Below are 23,773 nucleotides of genomic sequence, written 5' to 3' on the forward strand. Positions count from 1 at the left end.
TATAGCCGCGCCAATTGCGGAGTTATGTAGCAATTTACTCCTATTCACTCTTGCCTCATCCTCATGGGGACGGTGGAGTTGTTAAGACCTGCCCAAGGGCAGAAGTTTACTCTTTGATGCTCGGCTCCCACCAGTTTTTACCGGCTGCCAATAACCCTTACAAGCGCTATGCCGAACCGTCTTTTAGGCAGTCGGATGATCGATTCAATCCTTAGCTTTCTGTTTGTACTGCAAGCAATAGCACAATGAGCGAATTTCGGCACAACGCAATAAGCGAATGACAGCACGTAGAAACGCTCACAAAAGCAATATATATGCTTCTTTTTGTGAGGGTGTTGCTCTCCATGCCCCGAAAAAAGAAACTTATACATTTCTTTTATTAAGGTAAGAAGCTAATATATTTCTTATTGGAAAATAGCAACATATAAGTATCATCATGAATACATTACTCGAACAGATCAAAAAACGCCGCATAGCACTGGAACTCAAGCAGCACGATATGATGTTGCGTGTCGGTATATCGCGTCAGCAATATCAGCGGCTTGAATCCAAAGGCAACCCGCGCCTTGATACCCTTGAGCTTGTCGCCAAGGGGCTAAAAAGTGAATTGCTGCTGATACCACAAGAAAAGCTGAATGCCGTGATGGCGGTACTTGCCGATGACAACTTGTCATCAACAGGGGCGCCAACCAAGCCAAGCCAGTCGACCAACGAAAAGAGTAAGTCATTAACCGATGACCCGTGGCAAGGATTGCTGGGAGAAAACGAATGAGCACAGATACCGATGAAGAGGTGAATGTATTACAGCTCTCAATCCACGGCGTATTGATTGGATATCTAACAGGTTTTAAGAATGGTCGCAATGTATTGACCATTGCAGACTCGTTCAGGAACAACCCTGATCGGCCAACGTTTAGCCTGATTACCCACCCGAAGTTTCCGAGTGCGGCCAAGCTCATGGCCGAGCCATGGGCACGAAATCAACGGCTACATCCCGTGCTTTCAAATTTGCTGCCAGAGGGATCATTACGTGAACTGATCGCGCAAGGCCTGAAGGTGCATGTAGATAATGAACTTCACATTCTCTCGTATCTTGGCGAAGATTTGCCGGGGGCAATCGAAGCCACGTCAATGGAGCCTGATGATGTTCCCGATTACGTACTGAATGCGCATGGAAAGGCTAAGGCGGTTAAGTTCGATAAAGTCACCCAAGAAAACAAGTTTTCCTTGGCTGGGGTGCAAATGAAGTTTTCCATGAAAGAAAAGGATGGGCGCTATAACCTATCCAAGGGTGATGTGCTGGGTGACTGGATTATTAAAACGCCCTCAACCAAGCATAAGTTCGTACCCCTGAACGAATACACCGCCATGTCGCTTGCGGGGATGGCTGGTGTGGATATTCCCGAGATCAAACTTGTCGAGCTGGATAAGCTCGACAATCTACCGCAAATCAACTTACCCGATGAAAAGCAAGCCTTTGCCATCAAGCGATTTGATCGTGAAGGCGACCAACGTATTCACATGGAAGACTTCGCGCAAATTCTGGTGAAGTACCCTCACGAAAAATACACATCCGCTAATTACGAGAATATCGGTAAAGTCATTTATGACTTTTCTGGCGACGGGCTGGCCGACGCCCAACAGTTCGCACGGCGATTACTGGTGAACATTCTCTTGGCGAATGGCGATGCACATCTAAAAAACTGGAGCTTCCTGTATCTTGATAAGGTTACGCCTCAGCTCTCTCCCGCCTACGATATAGTCACAACCAACGTCTATATCGACAACGAAATCCACTACGCGCTTAACCTCGGTAAAACAAAGGCGTGGTATACCGTCACCATGGCACACTTTCAGTCATGGGCAGAGAAATAAGGTATTTCGTGGCGAGTGATCAAGCCCCACATGGACGACACCATGGCTAAGGCTAGGGAGCTATGGCCTGAAGCACTCAAAGCGCTACCGATGGTGGATGCCCATAAAGATGGACTTAGAAAGCATTGGGCTAAGCTCCAGGAAGATTTTAAAATCGAAGCTACAAAATAAAGGCTATCTTGTATCCAGCAGACACAAAAAGGGCCCCCTTTCGGTAAGCCTTTTTTGACGATAATTGGTAGCGGGGCCAGATTAATAACAATAGCTGCTGGCTATTGTGACCCTTCGGGCTTCGCCAGAACCTGACTCGTTGGTGATCGCTACGCAATCGCTCAAACTGACGACCTTCGCCGGGTGTATATGAGAGCTGAGCCCGAGGTCTTTTTGTGTATCCAGCAGACACAAAAAAGGCCTACCTTTCGGTAAGCCTTTTCTGACGATAATTGGTAGCGGGGGATATTTTAATGGTCGACCTTCGCCGGGTGTATAAGAGAGCTGAGCCCGAGGTTTTTTTGTGTATCCAGCAGACACAAAAAAGGCCTACCTTTCGGTAAGCCTTTTCTGACGATAATTGGTAGCGGGGGCCAGATTCGAACTGACGACCTTCGGGTTATGAGCCCGACGAGCTACCAGGCTGCTCCACCCCGCATCAACGTGCTGCGCATTGTAGGGACAGGTCGGTGGGGTGTCAACGGCCAGTTTCAATTAAAAGGAAAATAGATTTTTCTGGGTCCTTTTATCTCTCCTACCGGGTGATGCCACGGTGGTTTTGCGTTGAGATCTCGCTGGGGCGCTCCGGCGCCGGTCGGGAGGGCGTGTGAAGGTGGGTTTGCCGTAATATTGCTAAAATAACGTAATAAAGCCAAATTGGTGTGGATTGGTCGCCATTTTATCGATACTGTGTAGTAAAATTACGTTGCAGTTTTCCTGTAGGCTGGTTGGTGTCGGAGTTGGTTTGCGTGTCTGGATCCTATGAGGGTGTGTACCCATGAATGCTGTTATCAGGTCGGTGACCCAGCGCATTATCGAGCGCAGTGGTGATACCCGGGGAGCGTATTTGGCTCGCATGGAGCAGGCTCGATCGCAGGCACCCCATCGCGGGGAGTTGTCTTGCGGTAATCTGGCCCATGGTGTTGCGGCCTGCGAGCAGGGAGATAAGTCGGCGCTCAAGTTAATGAATGGGGCCAATATCGCGATCGTGTCGGCGTACAACGATATGCTGTCGGCGCACCAGCCTTTGCAGCACTTCCCGGAGTTGATCAAAAAAGCGGTGCAGGGTATGGGGTCGGTGGCGCAGTTTGCCGGTGGTGTGCCGGCCATGTGCGACGGGGTGACCCAGGGTCAGCCGGGGATGGAGCTGAGCCTGTTTAGCCGTGACACCATTGCGATGGCGACGGCCGTGGCGCTGTCCCATAACATGTTCGACGGTGTCCTGTGCCTGGGGGTGTGCGACAAGATCGTTCCCGGTCTCCTATTGGGTACCCTTAGTTTTGGTCATTTGCCCGCGATCTTCGTGCCGGCAGGACCGATGACGACGGGGTTGTCTAATTCGGAGAAGGCGCGGGTGCGCCAGCTTTACGCCGAAGGTAAGGTCGATCGCGCCGCGTTGTTGGAATGCGAGTCCCAGTCATATCATGGTCCGGGCACCTGCACCTTCTATGGCACCGCCAACAGTAACCAGCTGCTAATGGAGGCGATGGGGCTGCACCTGCCGGGATCTTCGTTTATTAATCCCGGTACCCCGCTGCGCGATGCCTTGACCTCGGCTGCCGCCGAACAGATCTGTCGAATTACCGAGCAGGGTGAGTACCGCCCGCTAGCCCAGGTGATCGATGAGAAAGCGATCGTCAACGGTATTGTGGCCTTGCTGGCAACCGGCGGCTCCACCAATCACACCATGCACCTGGTGGCGATTGCCCGCGCGGCAGGGGTATTGATCAACTGGGATGATTTCTCTGACCTGTCTGCGGCGGTGCCAACATTGACTCGCATCTACCCCAACGGCACGGCAGATATCAATCACTTCCACGGGGCCGGCGGCATGGCGCTGTTGTTCCGTCATCTGCTAACCCTGGGGTTACTCAATGACGATGTGTTAACCATCACCGGTAAGGGGTTGGAGCAATACACCGAAGAGCCTTTCCTGAGTGGTGACAGGGTGGTGTGGCGTGAGGGTCCCACAGCATCGCTGGATGTCGATGTAATCGCCAATATCGAGCAGCCTTTTGATGCTGACGGTGGACTAAAATTGCTGCAGGGTAATCTGGGCCGGGGGGTTATCAAAACCTCGGCGGTAAAGCCCGAGCACCGCGTGGTTGAAGCGCCTGCGGTGATTATCCATGACCAGCACGAATTGGAGCCGATGTTTCGGCGCGGCGAGTTGGACCGTGACTTCGTTTTGGTGGTGCGTTTCCAGGGGCCGCGGGCGAATGGTATGCCCGAGCTGCATAAAATGACCCCCATTCTTGGTGTCCTTCAGGACCGGGGTTTTAAGGTGGCGCTGGTCACCGATGGGCGTATGTCGGGCGCTTCGGGTAAGGTGCCCGCGGCGATTCATGTGACACCGGAAGCCTGCCGGGGTGAGGGGCTCGCCAGGGTGCAGGAGGGTGATGTGATTCGGCTGGATTCGGCTAGCGGGAAGCTCGAGGTGCGCTTAAGCAGCGAGGAGCTTGCCGCTCGCAAGCCGGCTATGGCGGACCTGAGCGCTAACCAGTTTGGGATGGGACGCGAGCTGTTCGCCGGTATGCGCCAGCAAGTGAGCGGGGCGGAGCAGGGTGCCAGCGTACTTTTTCAGCCACAGTACTCGCTGCCTGAATAGGGGCCGGGAGGAGTATGAGCATTGGTCATAATCAATCTCCGGCGTTAGTCGCTGATATTGGTGGTACTAACGCCCGCTTTGGAGTTCTTTATCCTGGCGAGCGTCGGCCGTGCCACATACGAAAGCTGTCGGTGAACGACTATGGGAGCATCGACGCGGCGATTCAGGATTATCTGGCGCAGGTCGGTGATGAGGTCGTTCCCGCTGAGGCGTGCCTGGCCATTGCCAGCCCTGTTCATCAGGATCGCGTGGCCGTGACCAATAGCCCCTGGTCGTTTTCCAAAGAGCGGCTACAGCGCTCCCTGGGGTTGCAGCGTCTGGTGGTAATTAATGACTATGCAGCCCAGGCCTATGGAATCCCCAGTCTGGAAATGGACGCGCTGTTTCAGATCGGTGGTGGTGAGGGGGTAGCCCGGCAGCCGTTGGCGGTGCTGGGGCCGGGCACCGGTTTTGGGGTTGGCGCTCTGGTGCGCCCAGACCCTGATGCGGTGGTGGTTGTGAGCGAAGGGGGGCATGTAGACTTTGCTCCTGCCAATGAGCTGGAGATCGAGGTTTTGCGCTATCTCTGGCGGCAGCATGAACATGTTTCGGTAGAGCGCCTGTTATCGGGAGCGGGACTCACCAACCTGCATCAGGCGATCGCATCGGTGCGCGGCTTGCAGGCTGAGGTGTTGGTGCCCGAGCAAATAAGCAGCCAGGCGCTGGAGCATAACGATCCCCTTTGCCTGGAGGTGTTGGGCTGTTTTTGCGCCGTTCTCGGTGCCGTAGCGGGCAACGCGGCGCTGATGCTGGGGGCCCGGGGCGGGATCTTTATTACCTCTGGTATTATCCCCCCTATGGCGAAGTTCCTTGCCGATAGTGACTTTAGGCGGCGCTTCGAAGCCAAGGGTCGGTTTAGGGACTACGTTGCGGCTATTCCTACCTACGTGGTGGTTGCGGAGCAGGCCGGTCTGATCGGAGCGGCCACCCTGTTGCGAACATCTGACAACTTACGGGGCTGTGATGGCCCAGAGGGACGTTATGGGCACTAATGTTGAAACGGTTCTGAATACCTCGCCGGTTATGGCGGTGCTGGTGATCGAGCGGGTCGAGGACGCCGTTCCCCTGGCCAAGGCCCTGCTTGCCGGGGGGTTGACGGTGCTTGAGGTGACACTGCGAACCGACGCCGCGCTGGATGCCATTCGCGCCATCGCCGCTGGGGTGAAGGGTGTTGTCGTAGGTGCCGGCACCGTGACGGAGCCGCATCAGCTACAGGCGGTGCAAGCGGCGGGTGGCCTGTTTGCGATTAGCCCTGGTGCTACGCCAGCCCTGCTTAAGGCCGGTGTTGAGTCGGAATTGCCGTACCTGCCGGCTATCAGTACCGTGTCGGAGCTGATGGTGGCGATGGAGTTTGGGTATCGTGGCTTTAAGTTTTATCCTGCCGAAAGCAGTGGTGGGACAGCGGCGCTCAAGTCCATCGCGGGGCCATTTCCCGATGTGAGATTTTGCCCCACCGGGGGTGTCGGTCCCGACAACTACCTGAGCTATCTGGCGCTACCCAACGTCAGCTGTGTGGGGGGCTCCTGGGTGGCACCGCCCGGCCTGCTTCGTGATCAGGATTGGGCTGCCATTACGGCCCTTGCGGCAGCGGCGGTCGCAGGGGCTGCGACGGTTCGCTAGTCCCGGCGGACACTGCCGCAGGAGGGGGGGCTGGCTTATTGCGCCCGCTTCGTTACCCTGTAGGAAGCAGTGCAATAGAGCAGTATGAAGGAGCGCGATGATGGATTCATTCTCAATACCTGAGGGGGTGGTGGCGTTTGACAGCCGTGCCGACCTGGATGGCCAGCTCAGTCGTGAGATTGCCGGGCGCCTGCGCTTAGCTCTCGAACGGCGGGCCCTGGCCTCGCTGGTTGTTTCTGGCGGGCGCACCCCTGTGGGTCTGTTTGAGGCTTTGTCGCAAGAGCCCCTCGATTGGTCCCGGGTCATAGTGACGCTGGCCGATGAGCGTTGGGTGGACAATGATGCGTCAGAGAGTAATGAGCGTCTTGTGCGCACCCATCTGTTGCAAAACCGGGCACAGGATGCCCGCTTGGTAGCGCTGAAAACCCCTGCTTTAAACGCCGATGCGGGGGAGGTTGAGTGTCGCCAGCGGCTGCTTGGGTTGCCCGAAACCCTTGATGTGGTGGTCCTGGGAATGGGGGAGGATGGCCATACCGCCTCCCTCTTTCCGAGTGCTGAGGGGCTGGGAAGGGCGTTGGACCTGAGCTCGGGGGTCGACTGCTTGGCGCTGTCGCCATCAACCGCGCCTAAGCCTCGAATGACACTGACACTACCCCGCTTGCTACGCTCCGAACAGGTTTATCTGCACCTGTGCGGTGAATCCAAGTTGCCGGTGTTGGCGCAAGCGCTGAAGCCGGGCCCGGTTGAATTGATGCCTGTAAGAGCCCTGTTGCGCCAAAGTCAGGTTCCGCTAGCGATCTACTGGGCACCCTGAGTCGGGGGGCGCCTCTCTTCTATCCATTGCATTTATTATCCGAAACAGCCCTCTGGCTTTGAGGTGCCTAGCAAAGCGGTGGCGATTCACTCAATATTTTCACACCAATCTTCTGGTTTTGTCGATCTATGCGGTATTTATTACGTAAGTAATATTACCTCTATCCTCGGTTTTGATCGCTTTAGGGTGCCTGTTTGGTGCGAGATGGATACTGCGGTAAGGGTATTTGGCTCGTGTTAGCAGGGGGCAGCCGATAGTTGGGTGATGTACCAACTAATAGGTAGTCAAATTACATCTTTGATATAGTTTGGTTATCGAATGCCGTGGAACTCGATTCGTTTACATCCCGTGTTGCCATCAGATTTCTGCATAAAGCGGAACAGTAGAGAGGTTTTGGAGTGATGACGCAGACCAATATGCTAACCATGATTGGCGAGGCGCTGGATGGGCTGAACCGTTCCGAGCGAAAGGTGGCGGAAGTGATTCTCGCCGACCCCCAGACCGCAACGCGATCATCTATTGCGGTGCTGGCCAAGGCGGCGCAGGTGAGTGAACCGACGGTGAACCGCTTTTGTAAGCGGTTTAATGTCAAAGGGTTTCCTGACTTTAAGTTAACCCTTGCCCAGTCTTTAGCGGGTGGCGTGCCCTATGTGAATCGTCATGTAGAGCCGGATGATAGCGCCGAAAACTACACCCCCAAGATCATTGATGCGACCATCGCCGCGCTGGTTTACGCCAAGGAGAAACTAAATCCGGCGGTGGTAAACCTGGCGGTGGACCAGCTGATTCAGGCCAAGCAGATCTTTTTTTACGGGCTGGGGGCGTCGGGCCCGGTGGCCCAGGACGCGCAGCATAAATTTTTTCGTTTCAATATTCCGGTCAATGCCTACGACGACGTGCTGATGCAACGAATGGTGGCCTCCTCCTGCGGCACCGGGGATGTGATTGTGACGATCTCCTATACCGGTAGAACCCGGGAAACCATCGAGGTTGCTGAACTGGCTCGTGCCTCGGGTGCCACGGTGATCGGTATTACGGCGCCCGATTCGCCATTGGCCGCGTGCTGCTCGGTGGTGTTGGGGGTCGATGCCCCGGAAGATACCGATGTGTATATGCCCATGACGTCGCGTACGGTTCATCTGTCGATCATCGATGTGTTGGCAACCGGGGTGACCTTGCGCCGCGGCCCCGACTTTCTTGGCCACCTCAAGAAGATCAAGGATAGCCTCAAAGCGACCCGTCACGAGCGTCAAGGCAGCGACACTTAGTCGATGGAGGGCGTTTAACGGCCTCGGGGCTCCTCTGGAGGTACATTAGTGTACGCAGCGGGAGCGCGTCGCTCGTCTACCTTGATCGGGCTGGGGCGGTTCGGGCTACTTTAGCGTGAAAACAGTTTGTCGCTGGTCTGGCGGTCGAGCACCGGCAGCTGCTGCATCAGCTGATCGAAGGTCAGGGGCTTGCTGTAGAAGTAGCCCTGGGCGTAGCTGCACTGCTGTTGGCGCAGGAAGTCCTGTTGTTCGGCGGTTTCAACACCCTCAGCCACTACGCGCAGGTTGAGGCGGTGGGCCATGGCAATGACCGCAGCGGTGATCTCCATGTCGCCACTGTTGTGGGGGATATCCTGCACGAAGGAGCGGTCGACCTTGATGAGGTCGATGGGGAACTGTCGCAGGTAGGCGAGGGAGGAGTATCCGGTGCCGAAATCATCAATCGACAGGGTGACACCGATGCGCTTGAGTTGGTTCATCTGCTCGATCGCCTGATCGACTTTGTCCATCAGCATACTTTCGGTAATTTCGAACTCAAGCTGAGCCGGGTCGATGCCCGATTCACAGATCGCCATCTCTATGGTTTCGATCAAGCTGGGCTCGCGGAACTGGCGCGCGGAGAGGTTGACGGCGAGCGTCAAGTGGCCGTATCCCGCTTCAGTCAGTTGTAAGATATAGTCACAACAACAACGAATGATCCAGTTGCCGATATCGATAATTTGGCCGGTGTCCTCGGCAATAGGGATAAAGTGATCCGGCGGGATCATGCCCCGCTGAGGATGCTTCCAACGCAACAGCGCTTCCATTCCGCAGATGGTGCCATCGGCAAGATCTACCTTGGGTTGCAGGTTTAGGGATAGCTCTTTGTTATCCATTGCGTTGCGCAGTTCATTCTCGAGGAAAAGCCGCAACTGCGCCTCCTCGTTCATATTTTCTGTGAAGAACTGGAGGTTGTTTTTGCCCTGGGACTTTGCCTTGTACATGGCGAGGTCGGCATGGCGCATGATGCTGTTGACATCGGTTCCATCGTCGGGTGCCAGGGTGATGCCAAGGCTCGCCGAAACCATGATCTGGTGATCGTCAATATAAAAAGGCTTGCTGAGAATGGTCAGTACATTCTGTGCAACGGTACCGGCATCCATCGGCTTTTCGACGTTGTGTAGCAGTATGGTGAACTCGTCCCCACCGATGCGGGCGACGCCGTCACTGGTGCGTACACAGGCTTTTATGCGGGTAGCGACCTGGGTCAGCAGCTGGTCGCCGGCGCGGTGCCCGAGACTGTCATTGATGCGTTTAAAATTGTCGATATCCAGAAACAGGAGCGCGATCTGTGTGGCGCTGCGCTGGCAGTTGAGTAGTGCTTGTTGCAGCTTTTCCTGAAACAGTTGGCGATTTTCCAGCCCGGTCAGGGGGTCGCTGAACGCCAGTTTTTCAATATGATCCTGGGCGTTTTTCTGATCCGTGGTGTCGAGATAAACCCCCATGTACTGGCACAGCTGCTGCCGCTCATCGAGTATGGGGGTGACGGTCATGTGTGCCCAGTAGAGGCTGTTCTGTTTGCTGCGAGCGCGTACTTCACCTTGCCACTGCGACTGCTGTTCGATCAGGGTTTGCTGAAGTTCGGTGCCCACACTTTGTTGCACCAGTTGCAGGCGTTCGAGCAGGGGGTGGCCGATCAGTTCGTCAGACTGAAACCCGGTGATGTTGGAGAATGCATGGTTAACATAGGTAAACTCACCTTTGCGGTTTAGCATCATCACGCCGCTGTTGCTCTGTTCTACAGCGTTGCGGAAGGCTCTTAGTTCGTCCAGCAGCCCCTGCTTTTCCTGATTCATGATCTGCAGCTCAAGAAAATCTGCGATGGAGGCGAGGAAAAAACGCTCGTCGCTGTGCCAGGTGCGCTCTCGGTTATCGCTGTCGGCGATCATTACCCCGCATATACTTTGGCTGGAGCCGGTCAGCGGTGCGAAAATTACTCGACTGTCGATCGCCGAGGGCAGGGTGTCCTGTAGTTCGGCGACGACTTCGCGGTGATCGCCTTGATGCAACACAATAATGCGTTGCTGGCGCAGGAGTTCGAGCAGCTGCGGATGGCTATGATCGCGAATCGTGTTGGGGGTGGCGAAACGTTCGGTGGCTATTTCGTACAGCAGGCTGTGGACGGCAGAGTTCTCGTCAAACATCCAGATACCGATGCGGTCGGCGCGCAAAATACGACAACACAGATGGCACACCTCCTGCAAAAGCTGCTCAAAATCGTAACGTTTACTGGACGCCATATCGACCAGTCGGCTGAGGGTCTGCTGTTGGCTCTGTATACGTTGCAGTTCGGTCGCGCGCGCATCCTTGAGTTCTATATGGGTCAGCAGTGACTCTTTTAGTTCCTGATTAGCGAGCGCCAGTTTGGAGGTGCCCAGCTTTAATTCCTGCTGTAGTTGGACGTTCTGGGTGCGCAGTTGTTCTTCGCTTGCGACCCGGTCACTGATGTCCAGCCAGAAGCCTTCAATTAGCTGGGACTGGTTTGGACAACGCTGACCCCGATCCTGAATCCAGCGGATGGATCCGTCTTTATGGCGAATGGAGTACTCGATGCAGTAATAGCCCTGCTCTTTGAGCAGGAGCTCCATCTGCTGCTGCAACTCCTGTTGGCGCAGCAACGGGATGACCGAGAGCAGCTGGGCGCTGTCGTCGGCACCGTGGGGTTCGTAGCCGCACAGGCTTGGAAGGGCGTTGTTTAGCCATTCGGGCTGCCAGGGAGGGGTAATATTGCGACGATACGCGACCCCGGGCAGCAGGTTGAGCCCGCTTGCACTGATGCCTTGTGTTGCGCTATCGCGGTGGACCGTCATTCCCTGTGGCTACTCCGAATTGTCGTAGGACACGGCATCCTGCTGTGTCTGATACATTAGTTTATATCAGTTTAGTCTGTTCATATCGGCTTACTATACTAATGCATCATATAGCTTTTAGTAACTAAAAAAAAACCCAGCCTTTTAGCTGGGTATAAGTCGTGCTATCACTTAGGAGTGTATTGTTATTCAGGCAATACGGTTAGCGCGTTCTGCAATCAGGTTGTCTACTACCGCAGGGTCAGCGAGGGTGGACGTGTCGCCCAGATTCTCGCACTCATCGGCGGCTATTTTTCGCAAAATGCGGCGCATAATTTTTCCGGAGCGGGTCTTGGGCAGGCCCGGTGCCCACTGGATGATGTCGGGTGTTGCGATGGGGCCTATTTCGCGGCGGACCCATTGACGCAGTTCGGTTTTCAGCTCCTCGCTGTCATCTGCATCGGCATTGAGGGTAACGTAAACGTATATACCCTGGCCTTTGATGTCGTGAGGGTAGCCCACCACCGCAGCCTCTGCGACCTGTGAATGTGAGACCATGGCACTTTCGATTTCGGCGGTTCCCATGCGATGACCGGAAACGTTGAGTACGTCATCGACCCGGCCGGTGATCCAGTAGTAGCCGTCCTCGTCTCTACGAGCGCCATCACCGGTCGTGTACATACCCTTGAAGGTGGTGAAGTAGGTCTGAACAAAACGATCGTGGTCACCGTAAACGGAGCGTGATTGCCCTGGCCAGCTATCGAGCATCACCAGATTACCTTCGGCGGCACCTTCGATAATGTTGCCCATGTTGTCCACCAGAGCGGGGATAACTCCGAAGAAGGGGCGTGTTGCCGAACCGGGTTTTAGCGCAGTTGCACCCGGTAGTGGAGTGATCATGATGCCGCCGGTTTCAGTCTGCCACCAGGTATCGACGATCGGACAGCGCTCGTCGCCAATGGTCTTGTAGTACCACTCCCAGGCTTCCGGGTTGATGGGCTCTCCCACGCTACCCAACAGTTTGAGGCTGGAACGACCGGTGCCGTTGATCGCTGCATTGCCCTCGGCCATCAGGGCACGGATAGCCGTAGGTGCCGTGTAGAGCGTATTAACCTGATGCTTGTCGACAATTTGGCTCATGCGGTTGCTTTCTGGCCAGTTGGGTAGCCCTTCGCACATCAGGGTGGTGCCGCCATTGGCGAGGGGACCATAGACCAGGTAGGTGTGGCCAGTAATCCAGCCAACATCGGCGGTGCACCAGTAGACATCGCCGTCCTTGTAGTCGAACACGTACTGATGGGTCATGGAGGCGTACACCAGGTAGCCGCCACTGGTATGTACTACGCCCTTGGGCGTGCCGGTGGAACCCGAGGTGTAGAGGATAAACAGTGGGTCCTCTGCGTTCATCTCCTCGGCGGGACAGAAGGGGGAGGCCAGGTTCGCCAGTTCATGCCACCACACGTCACGGTGTTGGTGCCACTCGATATCACCACCGGTACGTTTGAAAACAATCACTTTTTCGACGGTTTTTACCGCCGGGTTGGTGAGCGCTTCATCGACGTTTTTCTTGAGTGCAACCCGGCGTCCACCGCGTACCCCTTCGTCGGCGGTGATGACCAGTTTGGAGTTGCAATCGATTATACGGCCGGCGATGGCATCGGGGGAGAATCCACCAAATACCACCGAGTGGATGGCACCGATGCGAGCGCAGGCGAGCATCGCCACGGCGGCCTCGATCACCATGGGCATATAGATAGTGACGACGTCACCCTTACGGATACCCTGACTCTTGAGTGCGTTAGCGAAACGACAGACCTGCTCGTGAAGCTCGCGATAGCTTACCTGCTTGTCCTCGTTTGGGTCGTCGCCCTCCCAGATGATAGCGGTTTGGTCGCCACGGGTTTCCAGGTGGCGGTCGAGGCAGTTGGAGGCGACGTTGAGGGTGCCGTCCTTGAACCAGTTGATGTCAACGCGATGGTAATCGAAAGAGACATCCTTGACGCGGGTGAAGGGTTTTATCCAGTCCACACGCTGACCATGCTCGCGCCAGAATCCCTCGGGATTGACCACCGACTGCTGGTACATTTCGCGATAGGTGGTTTCATCGGCCCAGGCTTGCTGGGCGATGCTGGACCTGACGGGGTAGCTACTGTTGTCGCTCATGATGCGCTGCCTACTTGCTGTCGTTAGGGATGTTACGGGGGCGAAATGACCTGTTGGTGCGCCAACTCATTGCGTGTGTCGCCGTGGTCGCCAGTTTCTGGTGTGGGGGTTATTCAAGTTGGTGCTATTTTGGCCAGCGCCCTGAGGGGCAACCATTAGACATTGGTATATCCGGGAAATGTCTCGGGCAAGGGATGCCAAAGATGCGAACCAGAGCGCCTGTTTGGGGTAGGCGGGAGGGGTTTACTCGAGGGGATATTGTCTGTTTGTGAGCGGTCAACCTAGACGCTGGGTGGGGGGCCGTATTTGAGACGCACATACATCAGCGCCGTTGTCAGTGCATCGCCATAAGCGGTATGGCGCTCGAGCATGGGCAGGTCAAGTTTTTCCGAGATGGTCGCGAAGCGGGCATCTACCTCCATGTCGGGGTGTTGACGCTTGACCTTTTTCAAGTAGTAGTGGCTGAGCTCGACACTGCGATTGGGAAGGCTAAACCCGAACAGCTCTTTGTAGTGTCGATTGAGAATGCCGATATCGAAGCTGATGTAGTAGCCAAGAATCGGTCGGTTCCCGATAAAATGCAGGAGGTCAGTCAGTGCCTGTTTTGTCTCCATCTGTCCCTGCAGGTCGATTGATCTCAGTTTATGAATAAGTATCGCTTCCGGGTCCATCTCCTCGGGAGCGTTGAGCTTGATATCAAAGCGGCGGCTGGTGAGAATTTCGTTTCCGCGTACAGGTACCGCACCGATCGACAGTATATTCGCGCTCTTGATGTCGAGGCTTGTGGTTTCCATGTCCAGGGATATGTACTCGTCACCCTCATAGCGGTCGAATAGATAGCTGAATTCGCTGTTTCTAAATCGATAGCCGTTGATGTGTCGTAGCACGGTGCTATTAAGCATGCTCATAATGTTCAAGGGTTCTCCAGATGGAAGTGAACTTCCAGATACTGCTTGAACTTTTTAACCACGTGGAGCGCGTGACGTAACAGGTCGCGTTGGCTGCGCGAGTGTTTTCCGAGGTCGAGCAGTTGCGCGTCGGGTTGCTGGTCGCCACCGCGCTGCTGCTCCAGCTGAAGCTGCAGGAACAACTGCAGGGCTTCGGCCAGGTTGTCAGCCAGGCCGCGATCCAATACGCCGCTGTGGGCCAGCTCATTGATGCGCTCGAACGTGTTGCTCAAGGGCAGGCGTTGTTCCATGGCAAGGGCTCGAACGCCTTGAACAATTGGGAATACGCCGCCGCGGTTCAAATCCAGGCTGTGCCAGGAGAGCTTAAGCTGGCCGAAAAATGTCAGCGGGGTATGAAACTGCAGGGCGGGTCGGGTGAAATTGCGTACAAACAGGTGGTCGGATGAAATCTGGCGCAGTTGGCGCTGTTGGAAATCGTGAAACAAGCCCAGTTTGCCAGCCACACCGTGAACATCGATGACCGTAGCGATCTTCTGGATATTGTCGCCGGTGGGGTCGAGTATCCAACGGTTGCTCTGTTCCAGCCACTGTTGCAAGGGTTTTGCCCACATCGGATTGTCGACGCAGACTTCACCGTTGCTGGGGGTATATCCCAGCGTTACGAGTTCGGCGTGCATCGCCTGCATTACCGATGGGCATTCATCCCAGGAGTAGTTGTCCTCGATAATCAGGCCGTAATCGAGGGGGCCTTTGAGAATCTGCTCATTACGCCCGGCGCTCCCCATAAATACCAGACAGCAGTGCTGCTGCACCGCTTCGGGTACGTAGCGCTGGAATACTTTGCTAACCACCTGCTCGTGCAGTGTCGACAGCAGCTTACTGATAAATTGACTCTTGATACCGTTGGTCATGAGGCGCTCGATTAACTCATCGAGGCTAGCGACGGCATTTTGCAGGTCCCGTTCATCGTTGGCGCGGGCAATACGTAGGGCCAGAATATGAGAGTGCGTCGATAGCAGACTCAGGATGTGGGTCAGGGTCAGTACCCCAAGAACCTTGTCCGATGTGACGCTATCGAACACTACCACCCGTTCGATCTGGTGGCGGGTCATCAGTAACATTGCATCGAAAAGGAAGTCACCGGTTTGCACCGATACCAGTTCGTAATGGGCAAGGGAGGATACCGGCGTATCGAGAGGCAGTTGTTCCAGTACCGATGCGTGTAGCAGGTCTGTGCCGGTGAGCATGCCGTAGCCACGATCACTCTTGACCAGGGCGCAGTCGGTATGACTCTGTTTCATACGCAGGGTGATTTCGGCAATGCTGCTGTCGGCATCAATGATCTGGAGCGGAAGAATATTATCCGGTTCTATTTTATTAAGAATGAATTCGGAAAGATTCTGCTGGTCGTCGTTATCTTTTATGAGCTGTTGCTTGTCGACCAGGTCGGTCTGGAAATAACGGCGGAATTGAGTATTTTGATCGCTCAGAAGATCGAATGTGGTGCGAGGTAATTGGTAGCAGATCGCCTCTTCAAGGCAGACATATTCGTGCTTGCTATTGCCCGAAAACAGCGAGCGCACATCAAAAAGGTCATCGTGGATATAGTGGGCGTATATCTCTTCGTGATCCTGGCCATTGCGCTCTTCGACAACGCCCTTGTGGATGATATGCAAGCCATGGGTGGCCTGCTGGGCATGCAACACAATGTCACCGCTGGCGTGGTAGCTTAAATCCAGGTTGTCTATCACTACCTGACGTTCATTTTCGGTCAGGGTATCAAAGGGCGGGTTGTTAAAATTGAAACTGCCGGGCATAGCTGTTACCTACAGATAGGGGTGTCACCGCAGAACCTGATTACTCCTGTCTTGGGGAGCCTGCAAACAGATCTCTTATGCCTCTGATTGCCGGCAAGTGGCGATCAAAGCAACGGGTACAGGCATATACAGGTGGTCTGTCAAAAGTCATTAACGTCGAGGTCCGGCTTCTCTGAAAAAACGCAGACAACGCAATGCACTTAATTGCAGATTTCTTCGTTATAGTCGCTCGAATTTATGATAGTGACGATGCAAACTCCAGCAGACCTTAGTAGTAAGTTGATGACCACCTCGATGGGTGAGCAGAAAGCGGGCGTGGGCGGAGGAAATCAAAGCTTCGCTTGACGGCATCGTAAAATCCCTTAAACATGGTGCGACAGGACGCTATTTACAGCAGGAAGGGCGCATGTTTCAGGGGTGGTTGATCGCGGCGATCTCCGTGGTCTATATATCGATACTCTTTGTTGTGGCCTTTTATGGCGACAAAAAACTGGGGGATGACGGCCGCTTGCGGTGGCTGGTGTATAGCCTGTCGCTGACGGTGTATTGCACCTCCTGGACCTTCTTTGGTGCCGTAGGACAGGCGGCCAGCAGTCTGTGGTCATTTTTGCCGATCTATCTCGGTCCGATCCTGATGTTTCTGTTTGGCTCGAAGCTAATCGCACGCGTTATTCGCGTGAGTAAGCAGGAAAACATCACCTCTATTGCTGACTTTATTGCGGCTCGTTATGGCAAATCGCAGATGCTGGCCGTTTTTATTACGGTGATTGCGGTATTCGGCGTGCTGCCCTATATCGCCCTGCAGCTAAAAGCGATCATGATGGGCTATAACCTGTTGAGCGCCGGTAGTGAAGATCAGCTGGTGTCCGGGTTTGCCCTCGATTTTGGCCAGGATACCGCACTGCTTGTTACCCTGACTCTGGGTGCATTTACGATCCTGTTTGGTACCCGTCACCTCGATGCCACCGAACACCACCGGGGCATGATGCTGGCGATCTCTTTCGAGTCGGTTATCAAGCTGGTAGCCATCCTTGCGGTGGGCGTTTATATCACCTACTTCGTCTATAACGGCTACGGGGATATCTGGCAGAAAGCGCGCATGATGGCCCATACCCGTACCCTGATCGATACGGGCCCCAATATCTGGATTATGCTGGCGCAAACGGTGCTGGCAGCGCTCATGATCCTGTGTCTGCCTCGCCAGTTTCATGTCACCGTGGTGGAGAACCTCGAACCCTCGGACCTGGAAAAAGCCCGTTGGCTCTTTCCTGCGTATTTGATCGGTGCGGTGATCTTTGTGGTACCGATCGCGCTGGCGGGCCAGCTGTTTTTCAGCGGCGATGTCATTGCCGATACCTTTGTAATGAACCTGCCGTTGGCGATGGGGCAGAAACAGATCGCACTGGTTGCCTTTGTGGGTGGCGCATCGGCGGCGATCAGTATGGTCATCGTAGCGACCATTGCCCTTAGCACCATGGTCAGTAACGACATCGTACTGCCGTTGATCATGCGTCGGAATCTGTTTAACAAGACCAGTTTTGATGAGTTCAGCGGCTTGCTGCTTTATGTTCGCCGCACCACCATTATGGTGATCGTGCTCATGGCCTACTTCTACTACCGCATACTCGGCGGTGTCGATTCGCTGGCCTCTACCGGATTGCTCTCGTTTGCGGCGGTTGCCCAGTTTGCTCCGGCAATGATTGGTGGGGTGTACTGGAAGCAGGCTAACAAGAAAGGGGTGGTGGCGGGCCTTATCGCCGGTGTGGGGCTCTGGTTTTATACCATGGTGATTCCCACTCTGGTGCGGGCGGGCGCGATCTCCCAGGATTTTCTGGATGAGGGACCCTGGGGCATCCTTGCGTTGAGCCCGGAGGCCCTGTTTCGCATTTCGGTACTCGATAGCACCACCAACGGCATCGTCGTCAGTCTGGTGGCAAACCTGGTCTGTTTTTTGGTAGTTTCCTGGCTTACTGAACCGCGACTGTCCGAGAAGATGCAGGCGGCGATCTTCGTCGGAACGCCGGTCAGCGGCGGCGATGAGCTGTCCAGCATCAAGGTCACGGTGGCTGATCTTAGCGCCCTGGCGTCGCGTTTTGTCGGGCAGCGGCGAGTTACCAACAGTTTTGAGCACTTCGCTTTTCGTTTTCAGCAGAGCCTGGCCCCTAACCGCTATGCGTCGCGAGAACTGCTGGAGCATACCGAACGCTTGCTGGCGGGTGTTATCGGTGCCTCATCGGCACGGGTGGTGCTGCGCTCCGCGGTCAGTGGTCGGCGCATGCGCCTCGATGATGTGGTTTCCATTGTCGACGAGGCCACGGAGGCACTGCAGTTCAGTCGAGAGCTACTACAGGGGGCGATTGAGAACATCAGCCAGGGTATTAGTGTGGTTGATCGAGACCTGTACCTGGTGGCCTGGAATCGACGGTACCTGGAGATGTTTAATTACCCCGAAGGGCTGGTGAGGGTCGGGCGACCGATCGCCGATATTATTCGCTACAATGCATCGCGGGGGCTCTGCGGGGCGGGAGATATTGAGTCCCATGTAGAAAAACGGGTCAATTACATGCGGCAGGGAACGGCGCACTGCTTCGAGCGGGTGATGCCCTCCGGGCAGGTGGTGGAGATGCAGGGCAACCCTATGCCCGGGGGCGGGTTTGTTACCAGTTTTACCGATATCACCCCTTATCGGAAGGTGACCCGCGAGTTAAAGCATATCAACGAGGAGTTGGAGCAGCGTGTTGAACAGCGTACCAGTGAACTCTCGGAGGTAAACCGCCAGCTCGTTGGTGCGATGTCCGACGCGGCGACGGCGACCCAGAGTAAAACCCGCTTCCTGGCCGCCGCCAGCCACGACCTGATGCAACCCTTGAACGCGGCGCGGTTGTTTGCCGCCTCGTTATCGCAGCAGGGGGAGGGCAGCGATCAGGATATGGCGAAGAATATCGACAGCTCTTTACGTGCGGCCGAAGAGCTGTTGACGGATCTGCTCGATATCTCAAAGCTGGACGCCGGTGGATTTCAGCCCCAGTTTAGTGATTTCCCCATTTCAGATCTGCTGTCGGCGCTGTCGGTGGAGTTTTCCGCCATGGCGGAGAATTCAAATATGCAGTTCGCCATGGTTGGCAGCTCGGCTGTGGTCCGCAGTGACCTGAAGCTGCTGCGTCGCATCGTACAAAACTTTTTGACCAATGCCTTTCGTTACGCAAGGAAAGGGCGGGTGGTGCTGGGCTGCCGGCGGGCAGGAAAGCGTCTGCGGATAGAGATCTGGGACAATGGCCCGGGTATTCCACAAAGCCGCTTAACCGAGATATTTCAGGAGTTTCGTCGCCTCGATAGTCACGCGACTCAGGAGGTGAAGGGTGTCGGTCTGGGGCTTGCGATCGCCGATCGAATCAGCAAGATTCTGGATCATCCCCTGGCCGTGCGCTCGAAAGAGGGCCGCGGGTCCATGTTTTCGGTCGAGGTGCCGCTCGGAGACCCGGCCCAGGTTGCCGTTAATCTCCCCTCCCGCACGGCGGCGGGCAATGCCCTGCAGGGACGACGTGTGCTCTGCATCGACAACGAAGAAACCATACTGGAAGGGATGAAGGCGCTGTTGGAGCGCTGGCAGTGCGAGGTGTTCGTTAGCCGTGATCTGGCCGGCGGGTTGGCGTTGCTGGAGAGCGGTATTGAGTTTGATATCCTGCTGGCGGATTACCATCTCGATGATGGAAAGACCGGGCTGGAGGCGATTCTTGCTTTGCGCCACGCGATGGAGGTGCCACTGCCGGCGGTACTGATTACTGCAGATGGTCGCCAGGCGTTACAGGATGAGGCGCGGGAAGAGGGGGTTGCCTATCTGGCAAAACCGGTCAAGCCGGCTGCGCTGCGGGCACTGATGAGTAGTATTCAGCGCCGTTAGCCACGGCGCTATGTCGGACTATTCGGTGTCTGCGTCGTTTTCGTTGCCGAGTTGAGGGGGCTCGATCTCCAGCTGCTGTACGGCGATTACAGCCTGAGTGCGGTTACGCACCCCCAGTTTTTTGAAGATGGCGGTGGCGTGGGCTTTGATGGTCGCCTCGGACACGTTGAGGTCGTAGGCGATCTGCTTGTTGAGCATACCCTCGGTGAGCATACCCAGTACCTTGAACTGCTGCGGGGTCAGGGAGGCGATGCGCTCGGCCAGGTCCTGTTTGGTTTCGCGGCGTGCGGCAGTAGATCCGATGGATCCCTCCGGTTGCCATACATCACCCTCCAGAACCGTCTGAATCGCTTCGCCAATGCTTTGCTGGGAGGAGGACTTGGGAATGAAACCGGAGGCACCGTACTCAATCGCCTGATTGATGACGTATCCATCCTCCGTCGCCGATACCATCACCACCGGTATTTGCGGGTACTGTCCGCGAAGGTAGATGAGGCCGGAGTAACCGTGGGCACCGGGCATATGCAGGTCGAGTAACACCAGGTCGGTGTCGGCGTTGGCTTCCAGTACCTGCTGCAGCGACTCGATGGACTCAGCCTCTAGCAGGGTTACCGCCTCCACCGCCTGATTGACGGCTTGCTGCAGTGCCGTCCTAAACAACGGGTGGTCGTCGGCAACGATAATCTTATAGCTACTAATCATGACTAAGTCCCTGTTATAACAGGGAGATAGTGCCAGCCGCCTCGTGGCGAGTCAAATGACTTAGTTAATGGAGGGCCTTAGGGTACGGACTAAAGGGCTATTTCAAGCTCCGCTGGAGCGAGGGCCTCGGTGTAGCGATTGCGTCCCGCGGCTTTGGCCGCGTACATCGCGCTATCAGCCGCTTTCATTAGCGCCTCGCTGCTGGTTCCGTGGCGTGGATAGATGGCAACACCGATACTGGCGCCCACCTCTATAGGCCGGCCCGAAATCGTTGCGATACCCGCGATTGTCTTGATCAGTTGTTGGGCCAGCCGGCTCGCCTGATCCTCCTCGACCAGACCGGTATAGATGGCAACAAATTCGTCGCCAGCAAAACGTCCCAAGGTGTCGGCTTCCCGGGAACAGGCCTGCATGCGTTGGGCAACCTCCTGCAGCAGCAGGTCCCCGGCGTCGTGTCCCAGTTGATCGTTAATCGCCTTGAAACCATCAAGATCGATAAACATCAGGGTGAAACGCAATCCGTATCGGTGCGAGCGGTGGATCTCCTGCTCCAGCCGGTCGCGGATCAATAGACGGTTGGGCAGCTGGGTGAGCGGGTCGTGATAGGCAAGGCGAGAGAGCGTCGCCTCTTTCTCCTTGTGGGGTGAAATGTCATGCACGGTGACGATACGGTGCTCGCTGCCGTTGATATCGACGGCGTGGGTTACCTGGGAGGCATCGAAGGTCGAACCATCAAGGCGCACCCCCTGAGTGGCTTCGTGATCGATGAACAGGCGGGCGATTTTTTGGCCCACCAGGGTAGCCTTGTCGCATCGGTAGAGGGTTGTAGCCGTGCGGTTGCAGTTGATGATAGAGCCGTTGGCCGAGGTGACAAACACGCTTGAGTCAATGTTGTCGGTGACCCGGGTGAGCATTGCCAGGTTGAGCTGGTTGTGGTTCAGGTGAGCGAGCACCAGGCGCAATATCACCAGCGCGTTGGCCATTGCCAACAATAGGATCAGGCTTTGAAAATCGCGCATACGCTGGCTCTTGTTAAGAGCCGATTGTTCGAGGGAAAGCGTCAGGCGATTCATCTCTGCAAGCAGGGCATCATCCTGTGCAAGGGCGGTCTTTCGGGTATTGATAACCAGTAGTGGGTCGATGGCGGAAGTGGTGTCCGCAATGTCTGCAGCGGCCAGTAGCTGCCTTATTCGTTGGTTGAGGGGGGTCCAGAGCAGGAGCGCCTGCTCTATGGACTGTCGATCAAGGGGGGCATCCAGGCGTTGTAAGTTAACGGGTCGCCCATCCACCCCCAGGGTTCTGCCGCCGACGGCGAAGGCGCGCAGGGTTTGATCGAACAGTACGCTCGCCTCCCTGATCTCGCCCAGAGCATGGGTCGAGGTATCGCCGCCCTGTTCCAGCATCAGGGAAGCCTTTGACAGCTTTTGTGACAGCATGCGTTGGCGCCCTGCAATATTGATGGCAACCGCATCGCGCTCGATCTGGCGGGATAACCCGATATCGACCATCAGGGCGGTGAGGTCAAGGGCAAGGAATACGCCGATCAGGATCAACAGAGAGCCTAAGGGTTTGGGTCGAAAATGCATCTATCGCAGCCCCTTCGGGTGGGGCGAGGTTGAACCGCTGGGGGTGGGCATGGCAGGCTCCTTCTGCACGATCGGGGTTCAGGCTCCGCTGAACGAATGTGATGGTGGGTCGACGGCATTTTGTTGGTACTAATGTACTGGAAAGGCGGCACCGAAAACAATCGATGGCTGCCGGTCAGTTGCATCACCAGATGGGTAGGGCCAACGGATATCGTCTTACGGCTTATTGCTAAGCTGTTGATTTATACAGTGCCAAACCGGAAAATAACGAGAGCGGTGTCCCATTCTGATCTCCAGGTAGTGTTTGGCCGATGTCCCACCCCCCTCAACGAAAGATAATTCATGTCGATTGCGACTGCTTTTACGCCGCGATTGAGATGCGTGATGATCCTGACCTGCGGGGGATTCCTATAGCTGTCGGGGGAAGCCCCGATCGCCGCGGCGTTGTGGCCACCTGTAATTACGAAGCGCGTCGCTATGGCATCCATTCGGCAATGGCGGCAGCAACCGCCCGCAAACTCTGCCCGTCATTGCGCTTTATTCGCCCGCGCATGGAGGCCTATCGCGATGCCTCGCGGGAGATTCAGGCGATCTTTGCCGATTATACCGATCTTATAGAGCCGCTCTCTCTCGATGAAGCGTACCTCGATGTGAGTGAGTGCTCGCAATTAAAAGGCAGTGCCACCCTGATCGCAGAGCAGATTCGCCAGCGGGTGCGGGAGCAGGTCGGCATTACGGTCTCGGCGGGAGTGGCTCCCAATAAGTTTCTGGCCAAGGTCGCCAGTGATTGGAACAAGCCCGATGGTCTGTTTGTGGTGCTGCCTGAGCAGGTGGATGAGTTCGTGCAGCAGTTACCGGTTAAGCGCTTGCACGGTGTTGGGCAGGTAACCGCGAAAAAGCTCAAACGGCTGGGCATTGAAACCTGCGGTGAGCTGAGGGTCTTTAGTCAACTCAACCTGGTGGGCTATTTTGGCAGCTTTGGCGAACGGCTCTATCAGCTCGCAAGAGGGGTGGATGAACGGCACGTACAGAGCAGTCGCCGGCGCAAGTCCCTCAGTGTGGAGCACACATTTGACGAAGACCTGCCCTCCCTCGAGAGCGTGCTGGGGAAGTTGCCCGAGTTGCTGGCCGAGCTCGAACGGCGCCTGGAGGGGAAGCTTGGCGAGGGTTACGCCCTGAGCAAGCGTTTCGTGAAGGTGAAGTTTTCCGATTTCACCCAGACCACCCTCGAGACCCTCATCAGTGGTGGTCGCGAGCAGTGGTTGCAGGAACACCACTACGCGCCGCTGATGAGCCAGGCCTGGCAGCGCGGCGCGCGCCCAGTGCGGTTGCTGGGGGTTGGGGTGCGCCTGCGCGACCTGCAGCAGGAGCATGCCCTCGAACAGATGAGCCTGTTTTAGGCGCCCGTGGGCGGCTCCTTCAGGTTGAGGATAA

Annotated in this window: 15 protein-coding genes and 1 tRNA gene; 9 read left to right on the plus strand and 7 right to left on the minus strand. The window is 55.8% G+C overall.

The window, feature by feature from the left end; genetic code table 11:
- The first annotated feature begins 436 nt into the window (after nucleotides 1–436).
- Together ACP3PW_RS09045 and ACP3PW_RS09050 are read left to right on the plus strand one after the other, a co-directional pair.
- A complete protein-coding gene (locus tag ACP3PW_RS09045; protein WP_426416373.1) occupies nucleotides 437–772 on the plus strand; it encodes a helix-turn-helix domain-containing protein in 336 nt (111 codons plus the stop codon).
- Entirely contained in the window at nucleotides 769–1,875 is a 1,107-nt protein-coding gene (locus ACP3PW_RS09050) for a type II toxin-antitoxin system HipA family toxin (protein ID WP_426416374.1), read from the plus strand. The genes ACP3PW_RS09045 and ACP3PW_RS09050 overlap by 4 nt, the downstream gene beginning before the upstream one ends.
- Before the next feature lie 572 nt (nucleotides 1,876–2,447).
- Here the strand turns inward: ACP3PW_RS09050 and ACP3PW_RS09055 are convergent.
- Nucleotides 2,448–2,524 (minus strand) — tRNA-Met (locus ACP3PW_RS09055).
- Nucleotides 2,525–2,863: 339 nt separating this feature from the next.
- Between ACP3PW_RS09055 and edd the strand changes: the two genes are divergently transcribed.
- From edd to ACP3PW_RS09080, 5 genes are all read left to right on the plus strand, one after another.
- Complete coding sequence (gene edd, locus ACP3PW_RS09060; protein WP_426416375.1) at nucleotides 2,864–4,693, plus strand: phosphogluconate dehydratase; 1,830 nt, start codon at nucleotides 2,864–2,866, stop codon at nucleotides 4,691–4,693.
- 14 nt (nucleotides 4,694–4,707) lie between these two features.
- Entirely contained in the window at nucleotides 4,708–5,724 is a 1,017-nt protein-coding gene (gene glk, locus ACP3PW_RS09065; RefSeq protein WP_426416376.1) for a glucokinase, read from the plus strand.
- Entirely contained in the window at nucleotides 5,714–6,352 is a 639-nt protein-coding gene (gene eda, locus ACP3PW_RS09070) for a bifunctional 4-hydroxy-2-oxoglutarate aldolase/2-dehydro-3-deoxy-phosphogluconate aldolase (RefSeq protein WP_426416377.1), read from the plus strand. Before glk ends, eda begins: the two co-directional genes overlap by 11 nt.
- A gap of 97 nt (nucleotides 6,353–6,449) precedes the next feature.
- Entirely contained in the window at nucleotides 6,450–7,166 is a 717-nt protein-coding gene (pgl, locus tag ACP3PW_RS09075; RefSeq protein ID WP_426416378.1) for a 6-phosphogluconolactonase, read from the plus strand.
- Nucleotides 7,167–7,567: 401 nt separating this feature from the next.
- Nucleotides 7,568–8,434, plus strand: a complete 867-nt coding sequence (locus ACP3PW_RS09080) for a MurR/RpiR family transcriptional regulator (protein WP_426416379.1) — start codon at nucleotides 7,568–7,570, stop codon at nucleotides 8,432–8,434.
- Nucleotides 8,435–8,544: 110 nt separating this feature from the next.
- Here the strand turns inward: ACP3PW_RS09080 and ACP3PW_RS09085 are convergent, their stop codons facing one another.
- The 4 genes from ACP3PW_RS09085 to ACP3PW_RS09100 form a co-directional block, all read right to left on the minus strand.
- Nucleotides 8,545–11,283, minus strand: a complete 2,739-nt coding sequence (locus ACP3PW_RS09085) for an EAL domain-containing protein (RefSeq protein WP_426416380.1) — start codon at nucleotides 11,281–11,283, stop codon at nucleotides 8,545–8,547.
- 189 nt (nucleotides 11,284–11,472) lie between these two features.
- Nucleotides 11,473–13,425, minus strand: a complete 1,953-nt coding sequence (acs, locus tag ACP3PW_RS09090; protein ID WP_426416381.1) for an acetate--CoA ligase — start codon at nucleotides 13,423–13,425, stop codon at nucleotides 11,473–11,475.
- Between the two features lie 281 nt (nucleotides 13,426–13,706).
- Complete coding sequence (locus ACP3PW_RS09095) at nucleotides 13,707–14,333, minus strand: 3'-5' exonuclease (protein WP_426416382.1); 627 nt, start codon at nucleotides 14,331–14,333, stop codon at nucleotides 13,707–13,709.
- A 5-nt stretch (nucleotides 14,334–14,338) separates the two neighbouring features.
- Nucleotides 14,339–16,150: a putative nucleotidyltransferase substrate binding domain-containing protein gene (locus ACP3PW_RS09100; RefSeq protein ID WP_426416383.1), complete on the minus strand. Its 1,812-nt coding sequence runs from the start codon at nucleotides 16,148–16,150 to the stop codon at nucleotides 14,339–14,341.
- 406 nt (nucleotides 16,151–16,556) lie between these two features.
- Between ACP3PW_RS09100 and ACP3PW_RS09105 the strand changes: the two genes are divergently transcribed.
- Nucleotides 16,557–20,051, plus strand: a complete 3,495-nt coding sequence (locus ACP3PW_RS09105; protein ID WP_426416384.1) for a PAS domain-containing hybrid sensor histidine kinase/response regulator — start codon at nucleotides 16,557–16,559, stop codon at nucleotides 20,049–20,051.
- 18 nt (nucleotides 20,052–20,069) lie between these two features.
- On the opposite strand, the gene ACP3PW_RS09110 is transcribed toward ACP3PW_RS09105, so the two are convergent.
- The gene (locus ACP3PW_RS09110) at nucleotides 20,070–20,753 is read right to left on the minus strand and encodes a response regulator (RefSeq protein WP_426416385.1); all 684 of its coding nucleotides are present in this window, start codon (nucleotides 20,751–20,753) and stop codon (nucleotides 20,070–20,072) included.
- A gap of 89 nt (nucleotides 20,754–20,842) precedes the next feature.
- Nucleotides 20,843–22,339, minus strand: coding sequence for a diguanylate cyclase domain-containing protein (locus tag ACP3PW_RS09115; protein ID WP_426416386.1), 1,497 nt, complete (start codon nucleotides 22,337–22,339; stop codon nucleotides 20,843–20,845).
- A gap of 311 nt (nucleotides 22,340–22,650) precedes the next feature.
- Here ACP3PW_RS09115 and dinB point away from each other — a divergent pair, with 311 nt between their 5' ends.
- A complete protein-coding gene (gene dinB, locus ACP3PW_RS09120; protein ID WP_426416387.1) occupies nucleotides 22,651–23,739 on the plus strand; it encodes a DNA polymerase IV in 1,089 nt (362 codons plus the stop codon).
- Nucleotides 23,740–23,773: the final 34 nt, after the last annotated feature.

Origin of the sequence: Aestuariirhabdus sp. LZHN29, assembly GCF_049985285.1 — a bacterium.
Taxonomy (GTDB): domain Bacteria; phylum Pseudomonadota; class Gammaproteobacteria; order Pseudomonadales; family Aestuariirhabdaceae; genus Aestuariirhabdus.

Coding starts and splice junctions, on each gene's coding strand:
- ACP3PW_RS09045 (WP_426416373.1), top strand. CDS start 437: ATGAATACATTACTCGAACAGATCAAAAAACGCCGCATAGCACTGGAA.
- ACP3PW_RS09050 (WP_426416374.1), top strand. CDS start 769: ATGAGCACAGATACCGATGAAGAGGTGAATGTATTACAGCTCTCAATC.
- edd (WP_426416375.1), top strand. CDS start 2,864: ATGAATGCTGTTATCAGGTCGGTGACCCAGCGCATTATCGAGCGCAGT.
- glk (WP_426416376.1), top strand. CDS start 4,708: ATGAGCATTGGTCATAATCAATCTCCGGCGTTAGTCGCTGATATTGGT.
- eda (WP_426416377.1), top strand. CDS start 5,714: ATGGGCACTAATGTTGAAACGGTTCTGAATACCTCGCCGGTTATGGCG.
- pgl (WP_426416378.1), top strand. CDS start 6,450: ATGATGGATTCATTCTCAATACCTGAGGGGGTGGTGGCGTTTGACAGC.
- ACP3PW_RS09080 (WP_426416379.1), top strand. CDS start 7,568: ATGACGCAGACCAATATGCTAACCATGATTGGCGAGGCGCTGGATGGG.
- ACP3PW_RS09085 (WP_426416380.1), bottom strand. CDS start 11,283: ATGACGGTCCACCGCGATAGCGCAACACAAGGCATCAGTGCAAGCGGG.
- acs (WP_426416381.1), bottom strand. CDS start 13,425: ATGAGCGACAACAGTAGCTACCCCGTCAGGTCCAGCATCGCCCAGCAA.
- ACP3PW_RS09095 (WP_426416382.1), bottom strand. CDS start 14,333: ATGAGCATGCTTAATAGCACCGTGCTACGACACATCAACGGCTATCGA.
- ACP3PW_RS09100 (WP_426416383.1), bottom strand. CDS start 16,150: ATGCCCGGCAGTTTCAATTTTAACAACCCGCCCTTTGATACCCTGACC.
- ACP3PW_RS09105 (WP_426416384.1), top strand. CDS start 16,557: ATGTTTCAGGGGTGGTTGATCGCGGCGATCTCCGTGGTCTATATATCG.
- ACP3PW_RS09110 (WP_426416385.1), bottom strand. CDS start 20,753: ATGATTAGTAGCTATAAGATTATCGTTGCCGACGACCACCCGTTGTTT.
- ACP3PW_RS09115 (WP_426416386.1), bottom strand. CDS start 22,339: ATGCATTTTCGACCCAAACCCTTAGGCTCTCTGTTGATCCTGATCGGC.
- dinB (WP_426416387.1), top strand. CDS start 22,651: ATGTCCCACCCCCCTCAACGAAAGATAATTCATGTCGATTGCGACTGC.